General features: G+C 37.1%; 18 protein-coding genes, 13 tRNA genes and 1 rRNA gene. 1 reads left to right on the top strand and 31 read right to left on the bottom strand.

Features of this window, described 5'->3' with window-relative positions:
- Nucleotides 1-109 precede the first annotated feature (109 nt).
- The 9 genes from HYQ40_09800 to pepF all read right to left on the bottom strand — a co-directional run bounded on the left by HYQ40_09800 (nt 110) and on the right by pepF (nt 12,173).
- Nucleotides 110-1,354: an MFS transporter gene (locus tag HYQ40_09800; GenBank protein MBZ6528058.1), complete on the bottom strand. Its 1,245-nt coding sequence runs from the start codon at nt 1,352-1,354 to the stop codon at nt 110-112.
- Between the two features lie 216 nt (nt 1,355-1,570).
- Nucleotides 1,571-2,851, bottom strand: coding sequence for an ABC transporter substrate-binding protein (locus HYQ40_09795; protein ID MBZ6528057.1), 1,281 nt, complete (start codon nt 2,849-2,851; stop codon nt 1,571-1,573).
- 35 nt (nt 2,852-2,886) lie between these two features.
- Nucleotides 2,887-3,648, bottom strand: coding sequence for a carbohydrate ABC transporter permease (locus HYQ40_09790; protein MBZ6528056.1), 762 nt, complete (start codon nt 3,646-3,648; stop codon nt 2,887-2,889).
- 62 nt (nt 3,649-3,710) lie between these two features.
- Nucleotides 3,711-4,607, bottom strand: a complete 897-nt coding sequence (locus tag HYQ40_09785; protein ID MBZ6528055.1) for a sugar ABC transporter permease — start codon at nt 4,605-4,607, stop codon at nt 3,711-3,713.
- Nucleotides 4,604-5,641, bottom strand: coding sequence for an ABC transporter ATP-binding protein (locus HYQ40_09780; GenBank protein MBZ6528054.1), 1,038 nt, complete (start codon nt 5,639-5,641; stop codon nt 4,604-4,606). The genes HYQ40_09785 and HYQ40_09780 overlap by 4 nt, the downstream gene beginning before the upstream one ends.
- Nucleotides 5,642-5,729: 88 nt before the next feature.
- Nucleotides 5,730-7,325 carry a 5'-nucleotidase C-terminal domain-containing protein gene (locus tag HYQ40_09775; GenBank protein MBZ6528053.1) on the bottom strand — a complete coding sequence of 532 codons (1,596 nt, stop codon included), beginning with the start codon at nt 7,323-7,325 and terminating at the stop codon, nt 5,730-5,732.
- A gap of 12 nt (nt 7,326-7,337) precedes the next feature.
- Nucleotides 7,338-8,678: an MBL fold metallo-hydrolase gene (locus HYQ40_09770; protein ID MBZ6528052.1), complete on the bottom strand. Its 1,341-nt coding sequence runs from the start codon at nt 8,676-8,678 to the stop codon at nt 7,338-7,340.
- A 257-nt stretch (nt 8,679-8,935) separates the two neighbouring features.
- The gene (locus HYQ40_09765) at nt 8,936-10,204 is read right to left on the bottom strand and encodes a LysM peptidoglycan-binding domain-containing protein (GenBank protein MBZ6528051.1); all 1,269 of its coding nucleotides are present in this window, start codon (nt 10,202-10,204) and stop codon (nt 8,936-8,938) included.
- Between the two features lie 160 nt (nt 10,205-10,364).
- Nucleotides 10,365-12,173 (bottom strand): oligoendopeptidase F, encoded by a 1,809-nt coding sequence (pepF, locus tag HYQ40_09760; GenBank protein MBZ6528050.1) that lies wholly within the window; start codon nt 12,171-12,173, stop codon nt 10,365-10,367.
- A gap of 182 nt (nt 12,174-12,355) precedes the next feature.
- On the opposite strand from pepF, the gene HYQ40_09755 reads away from it, so the two are divergent.
- Nucleotides 12,356-12,640: a helix-turn-helix transcriptional regulator gene (locus HYQ40_09755; protein ID MBZ6528049.1), complete on the top strand. Its 285-nt coding sequence runs from the start codon at nt 12,356-12,358 to the stop codon at nt 12,638-12,640.
- A gap of 176 nt (nt 12,641-12,816) precedes the next feature.
- On the opposite strand, the gene HYQ40_09750 is transcribed toward HYQ40_09755, so the two are convergent.
- From HYQ40_09750 to rrf, 22 genes are all read right to left on the bottom strand, one after another.
- On the bottom strand, nt 12,817-14,004 hold the full coding sequence (locus HYQ40_09750) for an aminotransferase class I/II-fold pyridoxal phosphate-dependent enzyme (GenBank protein ID MBZ6528048.1): 1,188 nt from the start codon (nt 14,002-14,004) through the stop codon (nt 12,817-12,819).
- Nucleotides 14,001-14,417: an Lrp/AsnC family transcriptional regulator gene (locus tag HYQ40_09745; protein MBZ6528047.1), complete on the bottom strand. Its 417-nt coding sequence runs from the start codon at nt 14,415-14,417 to the stop codon at nt 14,001-14,003. The genes HYQ40_09750 and HYQ40_09745 overlap by 4 nt, the downstream gene beginning before the upstream one ends.
- 290 nt (nt 14,418-14,707) lie before the next feature.
- A complete protein-coding gene (locus HYQ40_09740; GenBank protein ID MBZ6528046.1) occupies nt 14,708-16,450 on the bottom strand; it encodes a serine hydrolase in 1,743 nt (580 codons plus the stop codon).
- A gap of 79 nt (nt 16,451-16,529) precedes the next feature.
- Complete coding sequence (locus HYQ40_09735; GenBank protein ID MBZ6528045.1) at nt 16,530-17,267, bottom strand: hypothetical protein; 738 nt, start codon at nt 17,265-17,267, stop codon at nt 16,530-16,532.
- A gap of 153 nt (nt 17,268-17,420) precedes the next feature.
- Complete coding sequence (locus HYQ40_09730; GenBank protein MBZ6528044.1) at nt 17,421-18,152, bottom strand: amino acid ABC transporter ATP-binding protein; 732 nt, start codon at nt 18,150-18,152, stop codon at nt 17,421-17,423.
- A 3-nt stretch (nt 18,153-18,155) separates the two neighbouring features.
- On the bottom strand, nt 18,156-20,378 hold the full coding sequence (locus HYQ40_09725) for an ABC transporter substrate-binding protein/permease (protein ID MBZ6528043.1): 2,223 nt from the start codon (nt 20,376-20,378) through the stop codon (nt 18,156-18,158).
- A 969-nt stretch (nt 20,379-21,347) separates the two neighbouring features.
- Nucleotides 21,348-22,076, bottom strand: coding sequence for an amino acid ABC transporter ATP-binding protein (locus HYQ40_09720; GenBank protein ID MBZ6528042.1), 729 nt, complete (start codon nt 22,074-22,076; stop codon nt 21,348-21,350).
- 106 nt (nt 22,077-22,182) lie between these two features.
- Nucleotides 22,183-23,724: a ClC family H(+)/Cl(-) exchange transporter gene (locus HYQ40_09715; protein ID MBZ6528041.1), complete on the bottom strand. Its 1,542-nt coding sequence runs from the start codon at nt 23,722-23,724 to the stop codon at nt 22,183-22,185.
- 184 nt (nt 23,725-23,908) lie between these two features.
- Nucleotides 23,909-23,994, bottom strand: a tRNA-Leu gene (locus HYQ40_09710).
- 39 nt (nt 23,995-24,033) lie between these two features.
- A tRNA-Met gene (locus HYQ40_09705) sits at nt 24,034-24,106 on the bottom strand.
- Nucleotides 24,107-24,120: 14 nt separating this feature from the next.
- A tRNA-Cys gene (locus tag HYQ40_09700) sits at nt 24,121-24,191 on the bottom strand.
- A 45-nt stretch (nt 24,192-24,236) separates the two neighbouring features.
- A tRNA-Gln gene (locus HYQ40_09695) sits at nt 24,237-24,308 on the bottom strand.
- Between the two features lie 38 nt (nt 24,309-24,346).
- Nucleotides 24,347-24,419, bottom strand: a tRNA-His gene (locus tag HYQ40_09690).
- A 19-nt stretch (nt 24,420-24,438) separates the two neighbouring features.
- Nucleotides 24,439-24,509, bottom strand: a tRNA-Trp gene (locus HYQ40_09685).
- Between the two features lie 41 nt (nt 24,510-24,550).
- Nucleotides 24,551-24,631 (bottom strand) — tRNA-Tyr (locus HYQ40_09680).
- A 5-nt stretch (nt 24,632-24,636) separates the two neighbouring features.
- Nucleotides 24,637-24,709: transfer RNA gene (locus HYQ40_09675), tRNA-Phe, on the bottom strand.
- A gap of 19 nt (nt 24,710-24,728) precedes the next feature.
- Nucleotides 24,729-24,801, bottom strand: a tRNA-Asp gene (locus HYQ40_09670).
- A gap of 10 nt (nt 24,802-24,811) precedes the next feature.
- Nucleotides 24,812-24,884: transfer RNA gene (locus HYQ40_09665), tRNA-Val, on the bottom strand.
- A gap of 18 nt (nt 24,885-24,902) precedes the next feature.
- A tRNA-Glu gene (locus HYQ40_09660) sits at nt 24,903-24,974 on the bottom strand.
- Between the two features lie 22 nt (nt 24,975-24,996).
- A tRNA-Ser gene (locus HYQ40_09655) sits at nt 24,997-25,087 on the bottom strand.
- An 11-nt stretch (nt 25,088-25,098) separates the two neighbouring features.
- Nucleotides 25,099-25,171: transfer RNA gene (locus HYQ40_09650), tRNA-Asn, on the bottom strand.
- A 12-nt stretch (nt 25,172-25,183) separates the two neighbouring features.
- Nucleotides 25,184-25,299 (bottom strand): 5S ribosomal RNA (rrf, locus tag HYQ40_09645).
- Nucleotides 25,300-25,305: the final 6 nt, after the last annotated feature.

Here is a 25,305-nt window from a genome sequence, read left to right as displayed (position 1 = left end):
TTTTATGCCTCTAAAGCTCTATCAAGAGCTTCGGAGGTTTTTTTGTACATACAAATATATACAAAAAAACTTCGAAACTCACTTAATCGAGTTTCGAAGTTTTTATTAATTATTTAACATACTTTTTAGAATTAGAGATGGCTACTAACCACGATAAGCCTCCTGCTAACCCAAGGATTGCCATAACAAGCCATGAAGCTGTATAACCTCCACTAGCATCAGCAATTCCTGCTACTGCTAGTGACCCAATGGCCATACCTAATTGTTGACCCGATTGAACAAACCCAAATGCACCTGAGTACTCTTTTGCCGGGAATATAGAGTTCGTAAGTAATGGTGCCAGAACTGTTGCATTCGCGTTTGAAATTCCAAAGAAGATTGCCATTAGATATACGTTTAATTGTACATCTGAGAACATCATCAATGAATATGCTATCGCAATACCAATTGTTGTGTAAATGACACTCACTCGAACACCATATTTATCTGTCACTTGCCCTAAAATTAGTTTACCTGCAATACCAACAATTGAATACAATGATACAATAATTGATGAAAATACCGGACCATGTTGGATTGTAATTGAGGGTGGGAACTGTCCTAATCCACCATTATTAACGAGTCCGATAATTAATGATCCACCAATTAAGGCGATAAAGAAGAGTTTTGTCTTTGAATCTTTAACAGATAATGATACTTTGCCATCATTTACATTTTCACCAGAGTTAGTTTTTGAATTAGCCTCTTCTGCTCCTAAAGCTTGTAAGCCTATGTCTTCTGGTTTGAACTTTAATAGAAAAATTGTAATAGGTATAACCACTACAGCAATCGTAATGGCATAGATTAAGTAAGTCATTCGCCATTGAATATTCGTAATTAAAATTGTAATAACTGGACTTAAAACAAACCCACCTACACCTAGACCTGAAAGTGCAATACTTAATGCTAATCCTCTTTTTTCAACAAACCAATTGTTAATTAAAAGACTCGCAGGAATCATTGTAGACGTAATAAAGCCAATACCTATAAACAATGAGAAGAAATAAAACATGTAAATATTCTGTGAAATACTATATCCTACTAATCCAATAATATATGAAGCTATACCCATTAAATACGTTTTTTTGAAGTGAGGTCCTGCTAAGTATTTTGACACGATCGGCGATATGAATATCCCGATTCCTAAAACAATCATATTATTAATCGCAAAGGCACTATTAGTAATTCCGAACTCTGTTGTTACTGCTGTTTGGAAAAGGTTCGCAAGTGCAACTGCAGCTGGTCCTAATAACGCGACGTTTGTTAATATCGCAATCACTATCCACCAACCGTAAAATATTTTTTCTTTTTTCATAATTTTCTCCTTGTTAAGTCATCATACGATTTATTGACTTATTATAGCAGAAATAAACATAAATATAGCCATATCTTTTTTCAATATTGAAAAAATGCACATATGGTGAAACCACTTATCTTAAAATTCATCTGATGCATATACGTTGAATAAAAAAACACCCACTTTAAAAAAGTAGGTGCATTTGTTATCTATTCTATTGTTGCGGTTAGTAGATTACTCTACGCCGATATGACCTTTTACTAAGTCTTCAATCCCTTGCATCTCTGCTTGGATATCCGCATCATTAATCATGATGTTTTCGATAGCTAATTCGATTTCGCTAAATACTTCTGAAGATCCTACATAAGGAACTTGAGATTGACCGTAGTCTAACTCTGTTGAAGCCGCTTCTACAAGTGGGTTTTCAGCTAAGTAATCTTGCCATAAGTCAGAATCTAGTCCTGCTTGAGTGATTGGTAAGTAACCTGTTCCAATTGCCCATTTAGCAGTATTTTCGCCTTCTAATAAGTAAGCTAAGAATGCTGCTGCACCCGCGCGCTCTTCTTCTGAAGCTGATTCAAACACACCTAAATCATTACCAGCGAATAAAGTTAACTTTTCACCATCGTTGAATACTGGAAGCTCAGCTGTAGTCAGGTTAATTCCGTTCTCTTCAATTCCAGGTAATACGTGTGGTAATCCTGCTGAAGAACCGATGTATAAAGCACTTGCACCTTGTGAGAATGGTCCAGACATGAATCCATCTTCACCAGCTTGGCGAGCGTGTCCGTTATCAATTAAGTCTTTAACAAATTGAACAGGTTCAATCGCTGTTTCAGAAGCGATTTCTACTTCTGATAAATCATCAGCAACCCAAGTAGCACCGTTTTGACGGGCCATTGTTTCAACTTCCATAGAGATAGAGTTTTCTAATCCCATGGCTTCTTCTTCAAGTCCAGCTTCATCCATTGCTTCACCTAACGCTTGGACTTCTGCCCAAGTTGTTGGAATTTCCGCTTCAACTTCGTCTAATAAGTCTTGGTTAACAAACATTAAACGAACTGATTTTGAGAATGGGATCGCATAGATACCATCATCATAAGTCACACCCGTCATGAAACCTTCAAAGATTCCATCTTTTAATTCATCAGTCCAGCCATTTTCATCTGTTAAGTAAGCGTCTAATGAAGTTAATAACCCTTGCTCACGAAAATCAGGGGTATTAGAGTTTGTTAATTGAGACATTGTTGGTAAGTCACCTGAAACACCAGATGCCATAATACTTTGTTGTAAACTACTGTAGTCGCCTTGGTTTTGTTCAACAACAACGTATTGGTCTTGTGAACCATTGAATCCTTCAACTAATTCAGTAATCATGTCTTGGTGTGGACCATTCATTGCATGCCAGAACGAGATTTCTACTGGCTCTTCTTGTGCTTGTGCTGTTAATGGTGAAAACACATTAACTGACATTGATGCCGCTAAAGCAGCAATCGCTAATTTAAATTTCTTCATTAAATAATTCCCTCCTGAGGATGTATACTTATCGACTAACCTTTTAGTCCAGAGTTCGAGATACCTTGAATAATGTAACGTTGCAACAATAGATAGATGATAACCATAGGGACAATAACAATCGTTGAAGCAGCCATTAGTAACTCAAATTTAGTTCCAGCTTCCGTTGTGAATGCTTGAAGTCCGACAGGTAACGTACGGAGATTCGTATCATTCGTCACAATCAGTGGCCACATGAATGAGTTCCAGCTTCCGATAACCTTCAGAATAATCACTGCAACGACAGATGATTGAGAGAGTGGAACCATCATTTCCCAAAGGAAACGCCAATCACTACTTCCATCTATTTTAGCAGAATAATACAATGCATCCGGTATAGATTCAAACGATTGCTTCAGAGTAAAGATCGAGAATACACTCGCCAACCAAGGGATAATTAATGCCCAGTATGTATTAACTAAATCCCAATTAGCCAAAGTAACAAAGTTTGGGATGGTCATCAACTCACCTGGAACCATCATAGTAGCTAGCAATATTAAAAATATTAAATCTTTACCCCAAAATTTAAGTTTAGCAAAGGCAAAGGCTGCCAGTATGCTAGTAAATAATTCACCCGCAGTGGATGCGACAGTTACGATCACACTGTTTAAAAAGTAACGGGCAAAAGGTGCTGCAGCAAGCGCTTCTTCATAGTTTGAGAATAGCCAATTGCTAGGCAACCAAGATGGTGGCATCGCAATGGCTTCTCCAGCGGACTTCAAACTTGTTGAAACCATCCAAAAGAATGGTAACACCATTAAAAGACCGCCTATAAAAAGCACTAAATAGATTGAAAATAATTGTAAGAATTTCTTCACGATTACCCACCTCGCTTCTCAAAGTATCGATTACCAAGGTATTGAATGATTGTAATACCTAAAACAATCAGGAATAAGACAATACCTGACGCGGCTGCGACACCATAGTTGAATTGTTCGTAGAATTTTCTAAATAAGTAATAAACAACTGTTGTCGCTGAACCAGCAGGTCCAGGGCGCCCATTGAATAGCGCAAATACTTCATCAAATACTTTGAATGAATTGATTGTTCCAACAACAGATAATAAGAATAATGTTGGTCTTAAGAGTGGAATTGTAATATTAGTAAATCTTGCCCACACTCCGGCGCCATCTACTTTTGCTGCTTTATAATAATTATCACTTATATTATTTAAACCAACTAGCAGAAGTAGAATGTTAAAACCTAAGCCTTTCCAAATGGCCATAATTATCACAGACAACATCGCATTATCTGGATCTCCTAACCAATTGATAGCATCTACGCCAAAAATTCCTAGAATATAGTTAATCAGCCCATACCTAGAATGGTATAACCAACTCCAAACAACGGATATAGCAACCGTACTCGTAACAAATGGTAAGAAATAGACTGATCGGAAGAACCCTTGGAATTTAGGTACCGAATTCAATAATACGGCAATAAACATCGAGATAATAATCGATGCTGGCACCACACCAATAACATAGATTGCTGTATTCTTTAATGCTTCGAAGAATTCAGGATCAGTTAACAACTCTTGATAATTTTCCATTCCACGCGCTTTAATTTCACCCGTGAAAATATTAAAGTCTGTATAGAAACTCATATCAATGGATTTAAATATAGGATAAATTGTAAAAATTCCAATAAAAATCAACGCAGGTGCTAAATAAAGTAATGAAACTAATGTACTTTTTCCTGTTGCTTTCTTATTCATTCAATATCCCTGCCTTCCAGGCGATTCCCTTCTATATCAAAATATAGGGCATGGGCTTCATCCGCATCAAAGTACAGTGTATCTCCTACACTCATTCCTTCAACATCTACATCAGAGACAATGAATTTTTCCAATCCATTAATTAGATGTATAGTGATATCTTTACCGACGCGTTCAATGCGCTCAACAGTTGAACTTAGCAAGTGATTCTCTTCGTCACCTACTACTAAATGCTCTGGGCGGATTCCAAATTGGAACCAATCTTTTTTATAGTATCTGTGATTCTTGTTGATACTACTAGATTCTTTTCCAAATACATTTATAATTGGTGAACCTATGAATTTAGCAATAAATATATTTTTAGGATCTTCGTATAAAGTAACAGGGTCTGTCATTTGTTGGATTTCACCATCGTCTAATACCATAACGTGATCGGCAATACTTAACGCTTCTTCTTGATCATGCGTTACAAATACAGTCGTTACACCTGTCTCTTTTTGGATACGGCGAATTTCTTCACGCATCTCAATTCGTAAACGTGCGTCCAAGTTGCTTAACGGCTCATCCATCAATAAAATCGATGGTGATTTTGCTAAAGCACGACTAATAGCTACACGTTGCTGTTGTCCACCAGATAATTGACGCGGATATTTATCTAATTGATCCCCGATCTTAGTCAATTCAGCCATTTCTGTTGCGATGCGGCGGCGTTCTTTTTTATTCATTTTTGCCATCTTTAATGGAAACATAATATTTTCTAATACAGTTAGATGTGGATAAAGCGCATAGTTTTGGAAAACTAAACCGACACCACGTTTTACAGGGTCTAAATTCGTTACATCTACATCATCGAAATAAATCTTTCCTTCAGTAGCGTCTAATAAACCAGAAATTAAATACAACGTTGTTGACTTCCCACTACCACTTGGGCCTAAAAATGATATTAGCTCACTACTAGGTAATGTGAAATTAATCTTATCTAATACCGTTTTGTCACCAAATTTAAGCGTTACATCTTCAAATCTTACTTGCACACTTACACCTCATTCTTATCAAGTTATTTCAGTATACCAAGCTACTGTAAATTTTATGTAAATTCAATAAAAAATAATTGTATTCTAATTATTCTAATGCGTTACTCATGTCAGCTAGTTTTAATTCGGGCTGCCAAGTGACATGTTGATAGTCTGAATTAATTTGATTCCATCTATCTTCTGAGTAATCTTTCAGTGCCTCTTTCATTATTGTAGCAATGTCAATTGTTGAGATGGACTCAATTTTTTCTTTGCCGTACCACTTAAAGTCTCCCCCACCTACAGCTCTATATTGAGATAAGGCCACACTATAAGTTGCTTGCTCGTCAATCAATTCCCCAGTTTGGTCATTGATAATACTTTTAACGCGTCGGCCTACAGGTTGAGTGATATCAACCGTTGTTGTCATTCCACTGTAGACATCAAAGTTATAATGTTTTGGTTTTGGTTGGATATACTCTGGGTTCACATCAATTTGATTCTGATTATTAACAATAAGATATTCTAAGTTAAACTCCATCACTTCATATAAATCTTTACCCATCACATTTACTTTTGCGATTAAATTATAGAAGGGATAGCTCTTTAGTAACACTTCATTCGTAATCTCACCATGGAAATTCACGAACGCATCATTGACTAAAGCAACCGAACTAAAATCTGCACCCGTTTCATCAAATTGAATTTGATTTAAAAATTCAATAAATGGATGGCCTTTAATACGTGCTTCCAATGGATTATTCGCCACTTGATTTAAAGGTGCCACTCCGAGTACTGTATTCAACCAAGTGTTCCCTTCAGTAATCTCTGGTTGCATCACTTCTCTTAATGTATCGTCAGCCTTACAGTGATCCGTATTATGGAGTGTCCCGTTCATGAATGAGACTTGTTTGTCGTCATCTAATGTGATCTCCACTTCAGCGACTATCTCACCGACTGAACCTGGTTGAATCACATAGGTTTGGTCCACTTGTTGATTTAGTTCACGGTGCTGGTGTCCGGTTAGTAAGACGTCTACACCTTCAATTCCTGCTAGCATCTCTGAACCTTGATTTTCTTTTGTTAATTCTTCTAAAGGATCATTGCTGACAAGGTCACGTTCAAATCCACCATGATAAGCTAGAATAACGAGATCCACTTGGTCACGTACAACGTCAACATAGTACTTCGCTGTTTCAAACGCATCATCGAAGCGTAGCCCTTCATAATGAGCTGGCAATTCCCAGTTTGGAATATAAGATGTTGTGACACCAACAATCCCGATTTTAATTCCATTTTTCTCAATAATATCGTAAGGTTCGCCAAGGAATGGCTTGTTCGTTTTTTCGTCAATAATATTGCTGACTAATAACTTCGCGTCCAAGGCTTGAATAATTTCATCACGGTAATCTTGTCCAAAGTTAAATTCATGATTCCCAATCAACTGGTAATCAAAGCCAATCGCATTCATCGCTCTTGCAATCACATTGCCTTCTTTACGTTCTTGACTTAAATAAGTAGCGAATGAAGACCCTTGGATAAAATCCCCTAAATCAATTGTCAACGTCACATCTGACTCTTTTTCTTTTAAATTTTGAATACATGTTGCTGTATTGAACAAGGAAGCATTTGGATTCTCTGGTCGGTTCAACCAATGACCATGCGTATCACTCGTTACAATTAAACGTACAATTTGTTGACTCATTACATTTCTCCTCTATATTGCTTTACTTTCTATTGAATCGACTGAATATTGTTTTCTATATTCTGGTAGCCAAGTCGTAACACCGTAGGCTTCAAGTGCTTCACTGTAAAGCTGTGGAAGTTTCGTATGCCAAGGAACCGTTACTTTCGCATTGATTGTATAAGCTATAGCTAATAAATCTTCTTTAGACGCATGCCCTGATACACCAGCATCAATGATACGCCATCCATTGTCGTGTAATCCTCTGATGTAAGTTTCGTAACCTTCCATGAATGTACCCAACGGCACCCCATTAGAGTGCAGTAAAATACCTTTTGGTAAAGTATATAATTGCTCGTAAGTATACTCATCAATTTGAATCGCAAACTGCTCTGGATTAGCTTGAATTTGTTGGAAAGTGATTCCAAAACTTGATTCTTCAGTCGCTAATGGCGCAACGTAGTCTAAGTCTTTAATGTATTCGTGAGCTAGATTATAAAGACTTGCTTGCAGTACTAAAGTCCGCTTATATTCATTAAATACATGTGCAAGTTGAACCACACGTTCAATATTTTGTGGATAGCCATTGAAAGCTACTAATTGGTCAGACCCTTCGATTAAAGAGCGGACATCTCTCATTAAACCAAATTCAGTCTTACTATACAATGGTTCAATGAATGGTTTTAAAGCTTTATCTAGTTGAGACGGTTGAATCGCTTCGTTGAAGCTATATGTCGTTCCTTCTAACAATAAGATGTCCGGTTGAAACGCTTTAGCTTTAATAGTTGTATCCATGACTCTTTCGGGATGGAAGCCACTTAATCTCAAGTCTCCTGAATAAATTATCTTCACATCAGGTGCTTGAATAAAGATACTTGCTGCACCTTCTGTGTCATGATCACTTAAATGGAACGTTAGTGAGAATTCACCATGCTTAAATGTTTCATCTGTTTTCACTGGAGTCCAATTAACCGGATAGTCGGGTAAAAAATGATGCTTGTTCAGTGAATGATACAAATCTACTGCTGTCTCTGTTGCATACACGGGAATATCTGGGTGCAAGTGAGCCAAGCTTCCTACATGATCTAAATGTAAATGTGAAATTAACACAATTGTCTTTAAATCCGATGATTCGTAACTCAAAGCAGAATTTTCTTCCAATGCTTCTTCTCTGTATAGACCTTCGATTTTCGGTAATTTACTTTCGGTATATAATGCTTGTGTATTTTTATTATAAGAAAGCTCGTCGATATCTACACCAACAACCGCTCCAAAATCAGTAATAATACGATAGCCATTATACTCTAACGAGATAATATTACCCCCAATCGTATCTAATCCTCCATGAAATTCCATAACCGTTTTGTGATTCATTCAAAAATCTCCTTTGTCTTATATCTAAAAATATTCTAGCATTATCTCAAGCTAAAAGACAAACATTAATTTATAAAATATAAACGCTATCTATTTAGTTGGTGGTCAAACCTAATTTCATTTGGCGCGAAAAGTTGGATGCCACTTTCGTGCTTATCCAAATTATCTCAGGCATCATTGACATTATATTTACAAATACACAAAAAAGTCGAGATAACTATCACTCGTTACCTCGACTTATTAATTAATATTAAATTTTAGTACCAGTTGTTATTGTTATGGTGAGCTAAAGCTGCTTGCCAACTACCGTAACGTGATGCAACGTAGCCGTTTGCTGCTGCTTCTTGACTGGCTGGTGATGTGTCACCATATCCGTAAGTACTGAAGTATGAGTCTAACATTTGGTAAGCACCATAATGGTTACCTGATACACTATATACATCATAGTTATGAGTACTTTCACGACGACGGATTTCCAACTTAGCTGCTAATTCAGATTCAGATAAATGCGCGTTTTCTGGCATTGATCCTAAGCTAGCTGAGTAGTAATCTACTGCACCAGTTGCTGGAGCTTCAACTACAGGCTCTTCATAAACAGGTTCCTCAACTACCGGTTCTTCATAAACAGGTTCAACAATCTCAGGTTCCACTACTGCAGGTTCTTCGTAAACTGGTTCTTCTTCTACTACTTCCCATGGCTGAGTTTCTTCTGGGACGGTTAAATCAGTTTCGTAAGTTGGTTGTTCAACTTCTTCAACGATTGGTGCTTCTTCTACAATAGCATCAACAATCGGTGCTTCTTCAACCACTGGAGCTTCAACGATTTCTTCCTCTACTACAGGAACTTCTTCGATAACTGGCTCTTCAACTGCTAAATCTTCAGCTGGTGCTTCTTCAACGATTAAATCTTCAGCAACTACTTCTTCTTCAGCAATTGCATCTTCCCAAGTGATTAAACTTTCTGGGTAAGAAACTTCTGCTGTTTCAGATGCATAATCAGATAATTCTTCCGTTGTTTCAGCGGCTTCAACTTCAGGGACAATCCATTCTTCAACTGTGTTTAGAACGTATCCATCTTCAGTTACTGGAGCAGTTTCTTCTACTGCTTCAACTTCTTCAACAACTGCTGCTGGTTCAACTTCTTCACCAGTCTCAGTTGAGTAAGTCACTTCTTCACCTGTATCTTCATTAGCGAAAGTCACTTGATGGTGCTCTTCATTAAATGCTAATGTTGATCCTGCAATAATTAAGTCAGGATTTTCAAGTTGGTTTAATACTGTTACTTCTTCAACAGATAGCCCTAATGCTTCTGCGATAACTGATAAAGTATCTCCCCATTGAATTGTATATTTACCTGTTTCAGAAATTTCTTTATTTATTGAATCGGCAACATCTACGATTGAACGCTCGGTCCAAGTCCCTGATGCTTCGTTATCACCGATGACTTGTGCTTCAGCACTATTGATCGCCATTGATGAAGCAGAAACTGCAATTGTAGCTGCCACAAGTTTTAGTGATTTTCTCATTTATGTAATACCCCTTTATATTTAAAATAATTAAATATCATATTTGATGACTTATGATATATTAACTCAAGTTCAAATATAAAGAAAGAGCTAAAGGCCATCTGTTAATGACCCTTAACTCTTTTGTTGCATAACTCCATTTTTGTAACACAACTGTAACTTAAGCAAGCTCTTCGATTTGATCCAATAATTCATCTACAAATTGAATGGCTTGGTGAATAGCTGATGCTTCAGACATATCAACATCAACAGCTGATGCTAATTCAAGAGCATCTTTTGTTCCTCCCGCTGCTAAATTATCTAACCAAGCTTCAACCGCTTCTTGATCTCCTGCTGCAATCTTTTGACCAACTTGGGTCCCGATTGTTAACCCTGCTGAATATGTGTATGAATATAAGCCCATGTAATAATGCGGTTGACGCATCCATGTTAATTCTGCGCCGTCATTAATTTCAACAGCATCTCCCCAGAAGTTCTCCAATGATTCTTTGAAGAAAGCATTTAAGCGAGGTGCATTCAGTACTTCTTCATTGTCAACGGCTTCATATACTTTACGTTGAAAATCCGCTTCTAATAAATGAGTCACCATATTATGGAAATAAGTACGCGTCACAAATTCAGCAATTAAAGCACGTTTCGCATCATCCTCAATCGGTTGGTTCAATAAATACTGGCACATCACAACTTCATTCGCTGTAGATGGCGCTTCGATGAAATATAAACTAGGTTCTGGTGTAATGCTCAATTGATTTTTATTAATATATTGGAAATGGCCCGCGTGACCTAATTCATGAGCCAATACAAGGACTTCACTTAATAAACCAGTCCAGTTAAGCAATATATAAGAAGGTCCATCCGCAACAGTGGCACAGAAACCACCCGTAGATTTGGTTTGGTTCATTGGATAATCTATCCAGCGCTCATCAAAGGACTGCTTCACATACCCCATATATTCCTCACCAAGAACTGATAAAGCCGATTCAATCATCTCACGACTTTCTTCAATACTGACTGTCATCGGCTCAGCTTTTGAGAAAGGCATCTTAATATCAGCTAACGTCACTTTATCGAGCCCTTGCTCTTCTTTCAATAAGCGAGCATAACGTCTAAAGACTGGTGCAAGCTCAGTTGTTAATGTATCAATAATTAAATTGTAACTTTTACGCGTAATCTGTTGATCGTGCAATAAGTACTCAAAAACTGAATCGAATCCACGTAAACTAGCCATCTTCTTCTCAGTTTGCACATGATTAATATAGTTGGCTGCAACTGTGTGTTGATGATTGCTTAACCCTTGATGGAATGATTCCCAAGCAGCGTGACGTATTTCTTTATTCATATGCCCTTCAAAGTCCTGCTCAAATCCAGCAAAAGAATTACTATATGTCTCTGAAGCTACTTCAAAGTCTGGGAAAACCATATCTTGAAATTTCACAGCACTATACATATCGCTATGATTGTAAAGTGAACCCGATAAGCTACTCAATGTCTCCTCAATAATCGGATCTAGCATGGTTGGCTTATTATATTTAATTAGATCAATATAGCCTTTATACTTTTGACCTTCTTCAGTAACAGTTAATTCATTTAACATCTCATCAGATAAGTTCGCGAATTCAGAGTTGAAGAAAGATAATCTCACCCCTGCCCACTCGCTCAACTGACCTAATTTGACAGCATTGGATTCATTATTTGAATCAAGCTTGTCTACTTCATAGCCTAAAAAGCCGTAGTGACCAATTCTACTCAATTCTGAATTGATTACTTCATACTCGCTTAACGCGCTTAATATGCTACCAACACTCGTTAAGTTACCTTTATAATTCGTATTGAACGCCTCAACTCGATCTTTAAATAATTCTTTAGCAGTCTCGTACTCTTCTTGGGTTGCATAAAGTAAAGATAAATCCCAAGTCTCTTCTTTTTTCAATAAATCACGTGTTGGTAATGGTCCGTTTTGTTTAGTCATAAAATCCTCCATCTAACTATTTTTGATAAGTTTGTTACTTCAATAAACATATATTCATGTTATGAATATTAACATATTATAATGAAATTAATGTAAAGTTTAATATATAATATATTGTAATAGGTTGAAAAAATGCTAAAATAAAATAGTGAGTTTTATTCTATCTGAAAGGCGGTAAACAAATGAAAAAAAATAATATTAATACAAGTAACATTAACGACACTGTCAATATCTTAAAGGTGCTTGCACATCCTATTCGTTATAATATCGCTGTAACCTTATTACAAAATGGTGTTATGAATGTTGGTGCCATTCAAGATGCTTTATCATTGCCACAGTCAACAGTTTCTCAACATATTAGTAAAATGAGACAAGTTGGGTTAGTTGATTATAATCGTAAAGGCACAAAAATATTCTACAGCTTAACAAATGAAAAAGCTATCAATGTCATTCAAGGATTGACTTAACAACTTAATAACATATGCACTTACTAGTCTTTCTAAATACTTATTACAAGTGTCATAAAATTGAATATAATTTTATTCATTTCATGCCGTTACGTTATCCAAACTAAAAGCATATATTATTATTTAAAATAAAGCTTGTTATGATGATTTTTCTATCTCATAACAGGCTTTTTTTATTACTGCACACCGTAGTATGCTTTCTCTCTTAATCTCAGAATAAATTGTTCTAACCGTCCAATCGCTACTTTTAACTCTTGAATTGAATAAGCGTAAGAAATCCGAATGAATCCTTCCCCACTTTCTCCGAAAGCAGAGCCTGGTATGACAGCTAAACGTTCTTCCAATAAAAGTTGTGTCGCAAAATCATCAGAAGTCAGATTGAATTCCTGAATATTAGGAAAGATGTAAAAAGCCCCCAACGGTTCAAAACAGCTTAAGCCAATTCGATGAAGCTCCTTTAAAAGATAACGTCGACGTTGATTATAACTTTGTCGCATTTCTTCCACAGATTCATCACCATTTTTTAACGCTTCGATTCCTGCATATTGACTAATTGTCGGTGCAGCCATAATAGTGAACTGGTGAATCTTAATCATCTGTTCCATGATGCTCTGTGGCCCGCAACAATAACCAAGTCGCCAACCAGTCATCGCATACGTTTTAGAGAAGCCGTTAATATATATCGTACGCTCTTTCATCCCAGGTTCACCTGCAAGTGTCACGTGCGCACTGCCAGTATAAGTCAAATCATCATAAATTTCATCCGTGATGAGAAGTAAATCATGCTTAATAATAACCTTTGATAAAGCCTCGATATCACTTTGTTCCAAAATTGCACCCGTTGGATTATTCGGAAAATTCATTATAACAATCTTAGTCTTATCCGTTATAGCATCTTCCAATTCTTCAGGTGTTAATCGAAACTGATTCTCTTCCTTGAGTGCTATTGGAACAGGCACGCCACCTGATAACTCTATACAAGGCAGATAGGATACATACCCCGGCTCTAAATAAATCACTTCGTCTCCTGCACAAACTGTCGCACGAAGTGCCATATCAATCGCTTCACTTCCCCCAATTGTTACTAAAACTTCTTCTTTAGGATCGTAAGTTAAGCCATGTTTTTTAGTTAGTCTTGCGACAATTTCTTCTCGCAATTCAATCAATCCAGCATTAGCTGTATAAAAGGTTTTCCCTCGACTTAATGCCTCGCGCGCTTCATCGCGAATATGCCAAGGGGTATCAAAATCTGGCTCTCCCACTCCTAATGATATAACATTATCCATTTCATTCGCTATATCAAAAAAACGGCGAATACCAGAAGGCTTTATTTTTTTAACGTGTTCATTCACGAAATCTCTCATAAAGAAACCGCCATCCTACGATCTTCATCATCATTCTCAAATAATGTTCCGTGATCTTTATATTTTTTCAAAATAACATGCGTTGCTGTAGACTGCACTTCATCAATAACTGATAATTTACTCGTTACAAAACGTGCTATTTCTTTCATCGGTGCTTTTTTCAATTCAATTGAAAAATCATATCCGCCCGACATTAAGTACATTGCTTCCACTTCTGGAAAATTATAGATTAAATTCGCAACTCGATCAAAACCTTGCCCTCTTTGCGGGCTTACTTTAACTTCTATCATGGCTGAGACATGTTCGTCTTCAGTCTTATCCCAGTTAATCAAAGTATGGTATCCAATAATTACTTTTTCTTCTTCTAATTCATTTATCATTTTTACAACGATATTTTCTTCTAAGTCAAGCATCGTAGCGATTTCACTTGGCTCCAACCGGCTATTTTGTTCAATTAATTTCAATATACTCTCACGTTGATTCACGGTATCACTTCCTTCTTTTCGATTTAATCTATTATATCAAACCGTTTTCTTAAAGGCGATATCAAGCATTAGACTTTCGTAAGAAAATGAAGAATCAGTGAGTTCATTGTCAATATAAAAATTATCAAAAGGCTATTCTTCATGCGTTAGGATTAAATGCCCGTCCATGCAAAAAACAAGCAAGCACCTTAAAGGCACTTGCTTGATATCATCCTACATTATTCAACAGTGATCCATAATTGCGATCTTAACTCATTAAACAGGTCATGTACGCGTAGAGATAAGCGTCCTAATTGATCTGAAATCGCATCATAATCCCCTGGATAAGCAGTATAAACTGCAAGAGAGTATGACCCATATGGTGTCACAAAGGTTGCAATATCATTTTGTTCTGTTTCACCTAGCCCAGACTTATTCCAAGAACTTGTCGAATAAGGAATATACTGACGTAAAAAATTATGCGTATTCATCGTTAACTTATTGATTAACATCTCATCCCAAGGTGCACCATTGACTTGGTTATTATATAATAACGCAAAGTAACGTGCTGCATCATGAGGTGTGGTTGTAAAGTAAGTATCATCACTATAATACTTACCATTTACATATGTTTCGTATAACCCTAATTGATGGATATGCGGGTTAATAATGTATCCTCCACCTACAACATCAATTAACATATTCGCTGCTGTATTATCACTATAAATAGTCACAAGATCAACTAACTCATTCACAGTATACATACTTCCGCTTGGTTGACCTTGGATGATACCTGCACCAGGCACTTTATCCCAGTCAGTCATCGTAACATATGTGTCAGGTGTTAATTCTCCGGTCTTATACTGATGGTAAACTTCACCTAGCACATAAATTTTTTGGGTACTAGCTGGAAAGAACTGTTGATTATTAATATCTACTTGAGCCATCGTTTCATTATTAATGAATGATGCCCCAACGTTCGCATTAATCATTCCAATCTCTTCCCAAATCACTGCTTCCATTGTATCAAGTAGTTCACGTTCACTATAATAAGTTTCTACATAATCTTGAGATGTATCGTCCTTTTTAACCCAACCTAATTCTTCATAACCGATATAAACATGCAACCACTCTTCACCAAATGTACTATACTCTTCGACAACTTCCATCGGCATATCATAGAACCCTTCGGTTGTCGTTATCATCGTAGATTCCTGAGTTTTTGGTGGAGCAGTAAGAATAATCGAATCGGTTGCTTTATAAAGAATATTATAATCAACTGGTGTCACTTCGCTCATATGCGTATACTCATACGGACGCTCAATAAAGAAGAAGTCGACATCATCTATTGGAACTAAAGTTAACAGTAAATTACGATGCGCTATCAGCTCTGACGCTTCATCCATCGTAAAGCCAATATCTTGTTGTGCTCCTTCTAGAAAGTAAAACCAACCCTCACCAGGTAAGTTATACCAACCAGTATAAGGTTTTTCATTACGGTATAATAACTCCGTATCATTATATGCATACCAAGCAAAATCATTAAGACTCTCTTTTTCTAACAACCGTTCTTGGTTTGCATATGATGTTGGTGAGACAACAGCCACATTCGGACTAAAATAAAACCAAGGGACTATCTCCGGTAATTCTTCTTCCGGTATCAGCTCTTGATCATTCTCAGCAACTTCTGTTAATAACGGTGTCTCTGTACGGTTTGCTACCCCTACATTCACTACAGAAGATTTTAAACTCTCAATTAATATACTCGCAGTCGGTTGTAAGTGCAGTTTGTCATAACGATGTTCTGCAACAAGTTCGGCAGGTGTAATCTCTTCGGCTTGACTGAATTGATTCGACAAAGAACTTGCAGATTGATTCATTAAGGGTTGCCAAAATGAGGAAAAGATGACGTACAATAAAATGACAGCACCCATTGCAATACCACCAATAATACCGTAACGCTTAATTTTTTCTTTTTCCAATACAACCCTCCTTTCTTATTTACATTTAATTCCATATTAGCACTATTACAAGCTCTTAAATAGTATCTAATTAATATTCTTATACGCGTAAAATTGAATCTGGATTAATCTTAAACTTAATTAATTTGCTAAAATGTTCAAAAATGTCTTGTGATAATGACATTTCAGGCATCATTTCTTTGAATGATTGGTATGGGAATTTTTCTCTTAATTCGATTTCGTCCGCTCCTTGTTGAACGACATTACGATGAATGAATTGTTCATAAGCTGATTCATCTAGACGTCCACCTTGGTTTTCAAAAACACGATGAGCAATCACTTTAAAGATAAAATCTTCTTCAGCACGTTTCTCTAGTTGCTCCTTTATATTACCTTCTAACTTTAATTGCTCTCGACCATATTGCTCTAATGGCATATTATATTGATCTGCATAAGCATTTACTTGAACTAGGTAATCAGAAACATAAGCGTCGCGTTCTGAACTGTTCAATACAACGTTCGAGTTCTCTGCATAATAATTTAAGACAAATGGAAGAACTTCATTATAAAACTGTAACTGTGTTTGGTTACGTTGATACACGTCCATTCCAGTTTGTTTTAATTGGTGAATCGTTTGGACACCTGGTAATGTTAAGGCTTCGACCATTTCGTTAGTCAATTCATCGACAGGTTCACCAATCATCTCTTCATATTGTCTACGGGCCTGGTCAACTAACGGTTGGGCTACTGCATCCCAAGATGGGATTTCAATCGTTAACTTCTCCTCAGGTATATTTATATCTTTATAACTCATTACATTTTCTACACTACTTTTCATATTCAATCGCTCCTTTATATCATGATATATTGTAGTTGAGAATCGCTTAAACAACAAGTATATTTGACTAATTGGTCAACATTTTTTGTGAATAATCGTTAAGTCTTTTCAATTAAAAAAGGTAGCTCGAAAGCTACCTTACTTACTAATAGATTATACTAATACTTTATCTAAGAAGGATTTAGTACGTTCTTCTTTAGGATCAGTGAATAGTACTGAAGGAAGATCTTCTTCAACAACATACCCACCATCCATAAAGATAACACGGTCTCCAACTTCACGAGCGAAGCCCATCTCATGTGTTACAACTACCATGGTCATACCTTGAGCTGCTAAATCTTTCATTACGTTTAATACGTCCCCAACCATCTCAGGGTCAAGTGCTGACGTAGGCTCATCGAATAACATAATATCTGGATCCATTGCTAATGCACGTGCGATTGCCACACGTTGTTTTTGCCCACCAGATAACGAACTTGGATACGCATCTGCTTTATCATCCAAACCAACTTGGTTTAATAAGGCAAGTGCTTTTTCGTTCGCTTCTGCTTTAGTTAATAATTTTAATTCAACCGGTGCTAAAGTAATATTCTCTTTAACACTTAAGTGCGGGAATAAATTAAAATGTTGGAAAACCATTCCGATATTTTTGCGAACAACGTTAATATCTGTTTCTTTAACACTAATATTTACGCCATTGATGTTCACTTCTCCACCGTTAATCTCTTCCAAACGGTTCAGACAACGTAATAACGTAGATTTACCTGAACCAGATGGCCCAATAATACATACTACTTCACCTGAGTTTACATGCAAGTCAATGCCTTTTAAAACTTCATTATTCCCAAAGCTTTTCTTTAACCCTTTTACTTTTACCTCTGCCATTGGTTACACATCCTTTTCAAGTCTATTAGAAATCTTAGTTAAGATTGTAATTAAGATAATATACATTAAACCAACAATCAACCACATAGCCCCTGATTGGTACGTACGAGCAATAATGATTCGACCTGTTTGAGTTAATTCTACTAATCCAATTACCGATAAGATCGACGTATCTTTCAGCGTAATAACGAACTGATTAATGAATGATGGAATCATAATTCTGAATGCTTGAGGTAAGATAATTCGACGCATCGTCATCCCATTATTTAACCCTAAACTTCGAGCTGCTTCATTCTGTCCTTCATCAACAGCATTGATACCACCTCGCACAATCTCTGCAATATAAGCCGCCGCATTAATACTTAATGTTGTAATACCCGCTGCTACTGCTCCAAACTGCCATCCTGTTAATTGAGGAATACCGAAGTATACAAAGAATGAAAGTACAATCATCGGTGTACCACGCATTAAATCAATATATACTTGCGCAATGAAAGATAAAATAATATTACCTGACGTACGCATTAAACCAACGATAATTCCAATGACAGCTGCAATTGCGAATGAAACTAGTGTGATCCACAATGTAGTCCAAAGTCCGCTAAGTAGAGCGCGCCCATTTTGTTCGATTAAGCCAAAGAATCCACCATTAGAATTAGATTCTTCATTCGCCGTTTCATTTTCACCTAAATAAGTCGAAATGATTGTCTCATACTCACCTGACGCTTGGACATTACTTAATCCTTGGTCAAACAAAGCAAGCAATTCACTATTTTGGCCTGCTGAAACAGCAAAACCATAATCAGCAACTTCCATCTGTTCACCAATAAAGCGAAGTGGAATGCCTCCTGTTTCAGCAGCATAAGCCATAACTGGATAGTCTTCAATCACTGCGGCTGAATTACCAGTTTGTAAATCTTCATACATATTGACAGAGTCTTCAAATGTCGTAATTGAGAATCCGTACTCATCTGCAACTGACTCTGCCACTGCCATCCCTTGAGTTCCTGTCTTAACAGCAACATTCTCTCCATCAAGATCTTCAAGTGATTCTATGTCATTATCTTCTAATACTGCGAATTGTACTCCAGCTGAGAAATACGTTTCTGAGAAATCGAAACTCTCGCGTCGCTCATCTGTAATACTCATTCCAGCAATCATTCCATCAATTTGATTCGCTTCTAATGCTTGTAATGCAGCATTAAAGCCAAGTGGACGAATCTCATAATTGAAGCCTTGATCTTCGGCAATTGCTTCTAATAAATCCATATCAATTCCAACAAAATCACCATTCTCATCTTGGAATTCAAACGGCGCGAATGTTGTATCGGTTCCGATAATATAAGTACGGTCTGGATCAGCAACAACTGCATCTGCTGAATCTTGGGAAGAATCGATTGATGTATCGCCTAAATAAGTAGCAATAATCTCATCATATTCCCCAGAATCTTTTAAGTTATTTAAACCTTGGTCGAACAATGCTAACAAATCACTATTTTCATCTTTTTGAACTGCAAATCCATAATCAGCAACTTCCATCTGTTCACCAATAAAGCGAAGTGGAATGCCTCCTGTTTCAGCAGCATAAGCCATAACTGGATAGTCTTCAATCACTGCGGCTGAATTACCAGTTTGTAAATCTTCATACATATTGACAGAGTCTTCAAATGTCGTAATTGAGAATCCGTACTCATCTGCAACTGACTCTGCCACTGCCATCCCTTGAGTTCCTGTCTTAACAGCAACATTCTCTCCATCAAGATCTTCAAGTGATTCTATGTCATTATCTTCTAATACTGCGAATTGTACTCCAGCTGAGAAATACGTTTCTGAGAAATCGAAACTCTCACGTCGCTCATCTGTAATACTCATTCCAGCAATCATTCCATCAATTTGATTCGCTTCTAATGCTTGTAATGCAGCATTAAAGCCAAGTGGACGTAGTTCATAATCGAAACCTTGATCTTGGGCAATGGCTTCTAATAAATCCATATCAATTCCAACAAAATCACCATTCTCATCTTGGAATTCAAACGGCGCGAATGTTGTATCGGTACCAATCACATATGTTGTGTCAGGATCAGCAACAACGACCTCTTCATCAGACTCTTCGTCATTATTTGAATTTGCTTCTTGATTTGTCGTATCAAGGTCACCTAAGTGAGTACTAATTATTTCATCAAACTCACCAGATTCTCGAACATTTTCTAACCCATCATTAAACATCTCAATCAATTCTGGATTCTCACCACTACGAACAGCAAAGCCGTAATCAGTTACTTCCATCTGTTCACCAATGAAACGTAATGGAATCCCACCCGTTTCAGCAGCATAAGCCATTACAGGGTAATCTTCAATTACCGCTACTGAGTTACCAGCATTTAAGTCTTCATACATATTAACCGAATCTTCAAAGGTTGAGATAGTAAAACCATACTCATCAGCAACTGCTTCAGCTGCTGCCATTCCAGTTGTTCCTGTCTTAACAGCAACGTTGTGTCCTTCTAAATCTTCCAATTTCTCAATATCGCTATCTTCTAATACTGCGAATTGAACACCTGCTTCGTAATATGGATCTGAAAAATCAAACGTTTCTTGACGTTCTTCAGTGATTCCCATTCCAGCAATCATACCATCAACTTGACCACTCTCAACGGCTTGTAAAGCAGCATTGAAACCAAGTGCTCGAATCTCATATTCAAATCCTTGATCTTCGGCAATTGCCGCTAACAAGTCCATATCAATCCCAACAAAATCACCATTCTCATCTTGATACTCAAACGGTGCAAATGTTGTATCTGTAGCGATAATGTAAGGTTCATTATCGTCTTGAGCTTGTACAATTGTACTCATTACCGGTGTAGTAACGAGTGTGGTTAACATAACAATTAAACTCAAAGATAACCATTTTAAAAATTTCATGTTTCACTCCAACTTTCCTTAATTTTAATATTGAATGAGGCTTCTCTCATATTATTTTAACAATACCAATTATACGCGAAATAGGGCTTGTTTCGCAACCTATTTGTGTCATTCTGTGTAATTAAATCTAACATAAATATATTTAATAGTATCTAAAATATATTTTAGATGTAAAATTGTAGATAGCCTAACAAATATATACATATCTATATACTGAAAAACAAAAAGCCTTCCCTTAAAAAAAGAGAAGACACATAGAATAAGTGTGTAATGTTATAATACTTTGTCTAAAAATGCTTTAGTACGAGGCTCTTTTGGATTAGTAAAAATATTATCTGGAATATCTTCTTCCACAATATAACCACCATCCATAAACACAACACGGTCACCAACTTCTCTGGCAAAGCCCATCTCATGAGTTACAACAACCATGGTCATACCTTGAGTAGCTAAATCCTTCATAACATTTAACACTTCTCCAACCATCTCAGGGTCTAATGCAGAAGTTGGCTCATCGAAAAGCATGATATCTGGATCCATTGCTAAAGCTCGCGCCATCGCCACACGTTGTTTTTGACCACCAGATAATGAGCTTGGATAAGCATCCTCTTTATCCGCTAACCCTACTTGGTGTAACAATTCACTTGCTTTAGTATTCGCTTCTTCTTTACTTAATTTTTTTAATTCCCCTGGAGACAGTGTAATATTTTCTTTCACTGTTAAGTGTGGGAATAAATTAAAGTGTTGGAATACCATACCGATGTTTTCACGAACTTTATTGATGTCTACACTTTTACTGCTAATATCAATTCCATTAATATCAATTGTTCCGCCATTAATTTCTTCAAGGCGATTTAAACATCGTAGTAATGTTGATTTACCTGAACCTGATGGTCCAATGATACATACCACTTCACCAGAAGCGACATCTAAATTAATTGATTTTAAAACTTCATTCGTTCCGAAACTTTTCTTTAAGTCTCTTACCTTTACTGTTGTCATACATATTACTCCTTAATATAGATTACTCATTCAATAAGTAAACAAAACTCTAATTTATCTATACTATTATACAGTATTTCTTCACTTTAATATAGAATATTAATATTTATTGGCCTGTATGCGTAAAATAATCGAATACCCGTTCAGTGTCAACAGCATTGTGAAGTACTAATAAAGTATCCAGTGTATTAATTTGATCATCTGCTTTTGGAAGTATAACGACGTCATCCCGTTCAATTTCGGCAATGAGTAAATTCGTTGGAAAATCAAGTTGTGAAAGTGTCGTGTTTACAAGAGGACTTTCAGGCTCTATTGTAAAGTAAGATACAATTAATTCGCTTTTTTCCTCTGTTTTAGGGTGTATTTTATTCATCAAGTTGTTATATAAAGTTACATATATAGGCTCCGTCTGGCTTGTTTCTCCCACAATAAAAGCAATAATTGAAGCGAATGATAACATAATTAAATGAGTAAATGACCCAGTCATCTCCAACACTAAGACAATAGACATAATAGGTGCTCTAACAACCGATGTCATTACTGCCCCCATGCCTAATATAATAAAATTCACCATATAAACCGCTTCTAAACCGCTCAAATGAAAAACTAACAGCCCAGATATCGCTCCAAGCACTAAAACAGGTAAGAAAATACCACCTTGAACACCACTATTATACGATATACTCGTGAATATCAACTTACCAATTAGTAAGAAACCTAACATACTTACACTAATTGGCGCTGCAACCATGTGTTCAACTAAATGGTGCCCTCCTCCAAGTAAATCAGGTTGAAAAATACCAACGATTACTGTCAGCAAAAAGATAATCGGTATTAAATAGATAGGTTTTAGACGTGTCCAAACAAAAAAACGCCGTGTCCACTCCATAATACGATTGAATAAAATTCCAACCACACCGGAAAACAGACCGACTAACACTACCCAGCCAATATCTTTCATCTCAATTGTTTGAGAAACACTAAATGAAAATGAATGAATTTTACCTGAAAGTGTAAAAGATACAAAATTTGCTGTAATACTTGCAACGATACTTGGTAACAATAAGTAATGTGAGAATGATCCATATACTTCCTCTAATGTAAATAAAGTACCCGCTATTGGTGCATTAAAAGCAGCAGACAAACCCGCACTCGCTCCTGCTGTTATTAAGTAGTTAGTCGTTAACTTATCCGTTTTAAATAATTTACCCACGATTTTACCCATAACACCACCTAATTGGATGGATGGGCCTTCACGTCCAAGACTTAACCCTATGAGGTTAGCCATGGAACCTCCAAGGAACTTACTAATAAGAGTTGGTCCAGGATTCATGGATACTCTCCCTAATAACTCACCACGAATTTGAGGGATTCCAGATCCCCCAGACAAAGGTGCCCACTTTAATAAATAAACTATGATAATACTAAATATAAGTGCTAATAAAAATACCCACAAATAATTAAATGATAAAGGCATTGCATAGATACTATCGCGAAATGTATCTAACTCCGCTAGAACATATCTATAAGCAACCGCTATTAATCCACTAAATAACCCTGTTACTAAGCCTAATAGGATTAGTGTCACCTTATTAGTTCCGGGATACTTGCTTTGTTGTACCGGAATTTGTTTAAAATCTTTTACCACTACACATCAATCCAACTTTCTAAATTTAATAAGTACATTCTTAATCATACCATAATTGAGTAAAATAATTTTTTCTTCTTAATTCATGGAATGTAATTAGTCTTCAATATATAAAACTGCACAAAAAAAGCACTTACTAGGCATAGGTAAGTGCTTTAACGTTGATGTAACAACATTCTGTTAATACCGGTAGTCGGGGTCGAACCGACACGTCCCGTAAAGGACATTGGATTTTGAGTCCAACGCGTCTGCCAATTCCGCCATACCGGCATAAAGTAATTGTCTCTAGTTTAATTATGTAATTAAAAATTGCGGGGGTAGGACTCGAACCTACGACCTTCGGGTTATGAGCCCGACGAGATGCCAACTTCTCCACCCCGCGATAATATTAAGTAAAGGCGGTAGTCGGATTTGAACCGGCGATCAGAGTTTTGCAGACTCGTGCCTTACCACTTGGCTATACCGCCATTGTTAAAGAAAATAGTACCATTAAAATAATGGTACTTTCAGAACTGGGGTAGCTGGATTCGAACCAACGCGTAACAGAGTCAAAGTCTGTTGCCTTACCGCTTGGCTATACCCCAATAATAATATATTTCTAACCTATATTTTAAAATATATAGGCGACTGATGGGAATCGAACCCACGAATGTCGGATCCACAAACCGATGCGTTAACCACTTCGCCACAATCGCCATCATAGTATTAATTAAACAGGGGCAGTAGGAATCGAACCCACATTGACGGTTTTGGAGACCGTAGTTCTACCGTTAAACTATGCCCCTATTAAAGGATGACATTATAAAATTCCCCATTAATAATACAATGGTGGGGGAGAGATTCGAACTCCCGAACCCGAAGGAGCGGATTTACAGTCCGCCGCGTTTAGCCACTTCGCTACCCCACCATGGATGGCTTGGGACGGAATCGAACCGCCGACACCTTGAGCTTCAATCAAGTGCTCTACCAACTGAGCTACCAAGCCATTATAACAATTTAATATACGGTCCGGACGGGATTTGAACCCGCGATCTCCTGCGTGACAGGCAGGCATGTTAACCCCTACACCACCGGACCATGATACTAATGGAGGATGACGGGATCGAACCGCCGACATTCTGCTTGTAAGGCAGACGCTCTCCCAGCTGAGCTAATCCTCCATGTTATTAAATTGTTAATGATCCGTACGGGATTCGAACCCGTGATACCGCCGTGAAAGGGCGGTGTCTTAACCACTTGACCAACGGACCATAAGTATATCATATTTTCAAACGGAGAGTAAGGGATTCGAACCCTTGAGACACTTTTTAAATGCCCACACGATTTCCAATCGTGCTCCTTCGGCCATCTCGGACAACTCTCCGATTTAACCTACTCCGCAAGTAGGGCTCGAACCTACGACATCATGATTAACAGTCATGCGCTCTACCAGCTGAGCTATTGCGGAATAACATACAATGCATGGCAACGACCTACTCTCACAGGACCAAAAGTCCAACTACCATCGGCGCTAAGAAGCTTAACTGCTGTGTTCGGCATGGGAACAGGTGTATCCTTCTTGCTACCATCACCACACATTGT

This window comes from Aerococcaceae bacterium DSM 111021, from assembly GCA_020112395.1.
Taxonomy (GTDB): Bacteria; Bacillota; Bacilli; order Lactobacillales; family Aerococcaceae; genus Ruoffia.
Note: the sequence above shows the minus strand (reverse complement) of the source record. Positions and strands in the feature narration are given on the sequence as shown.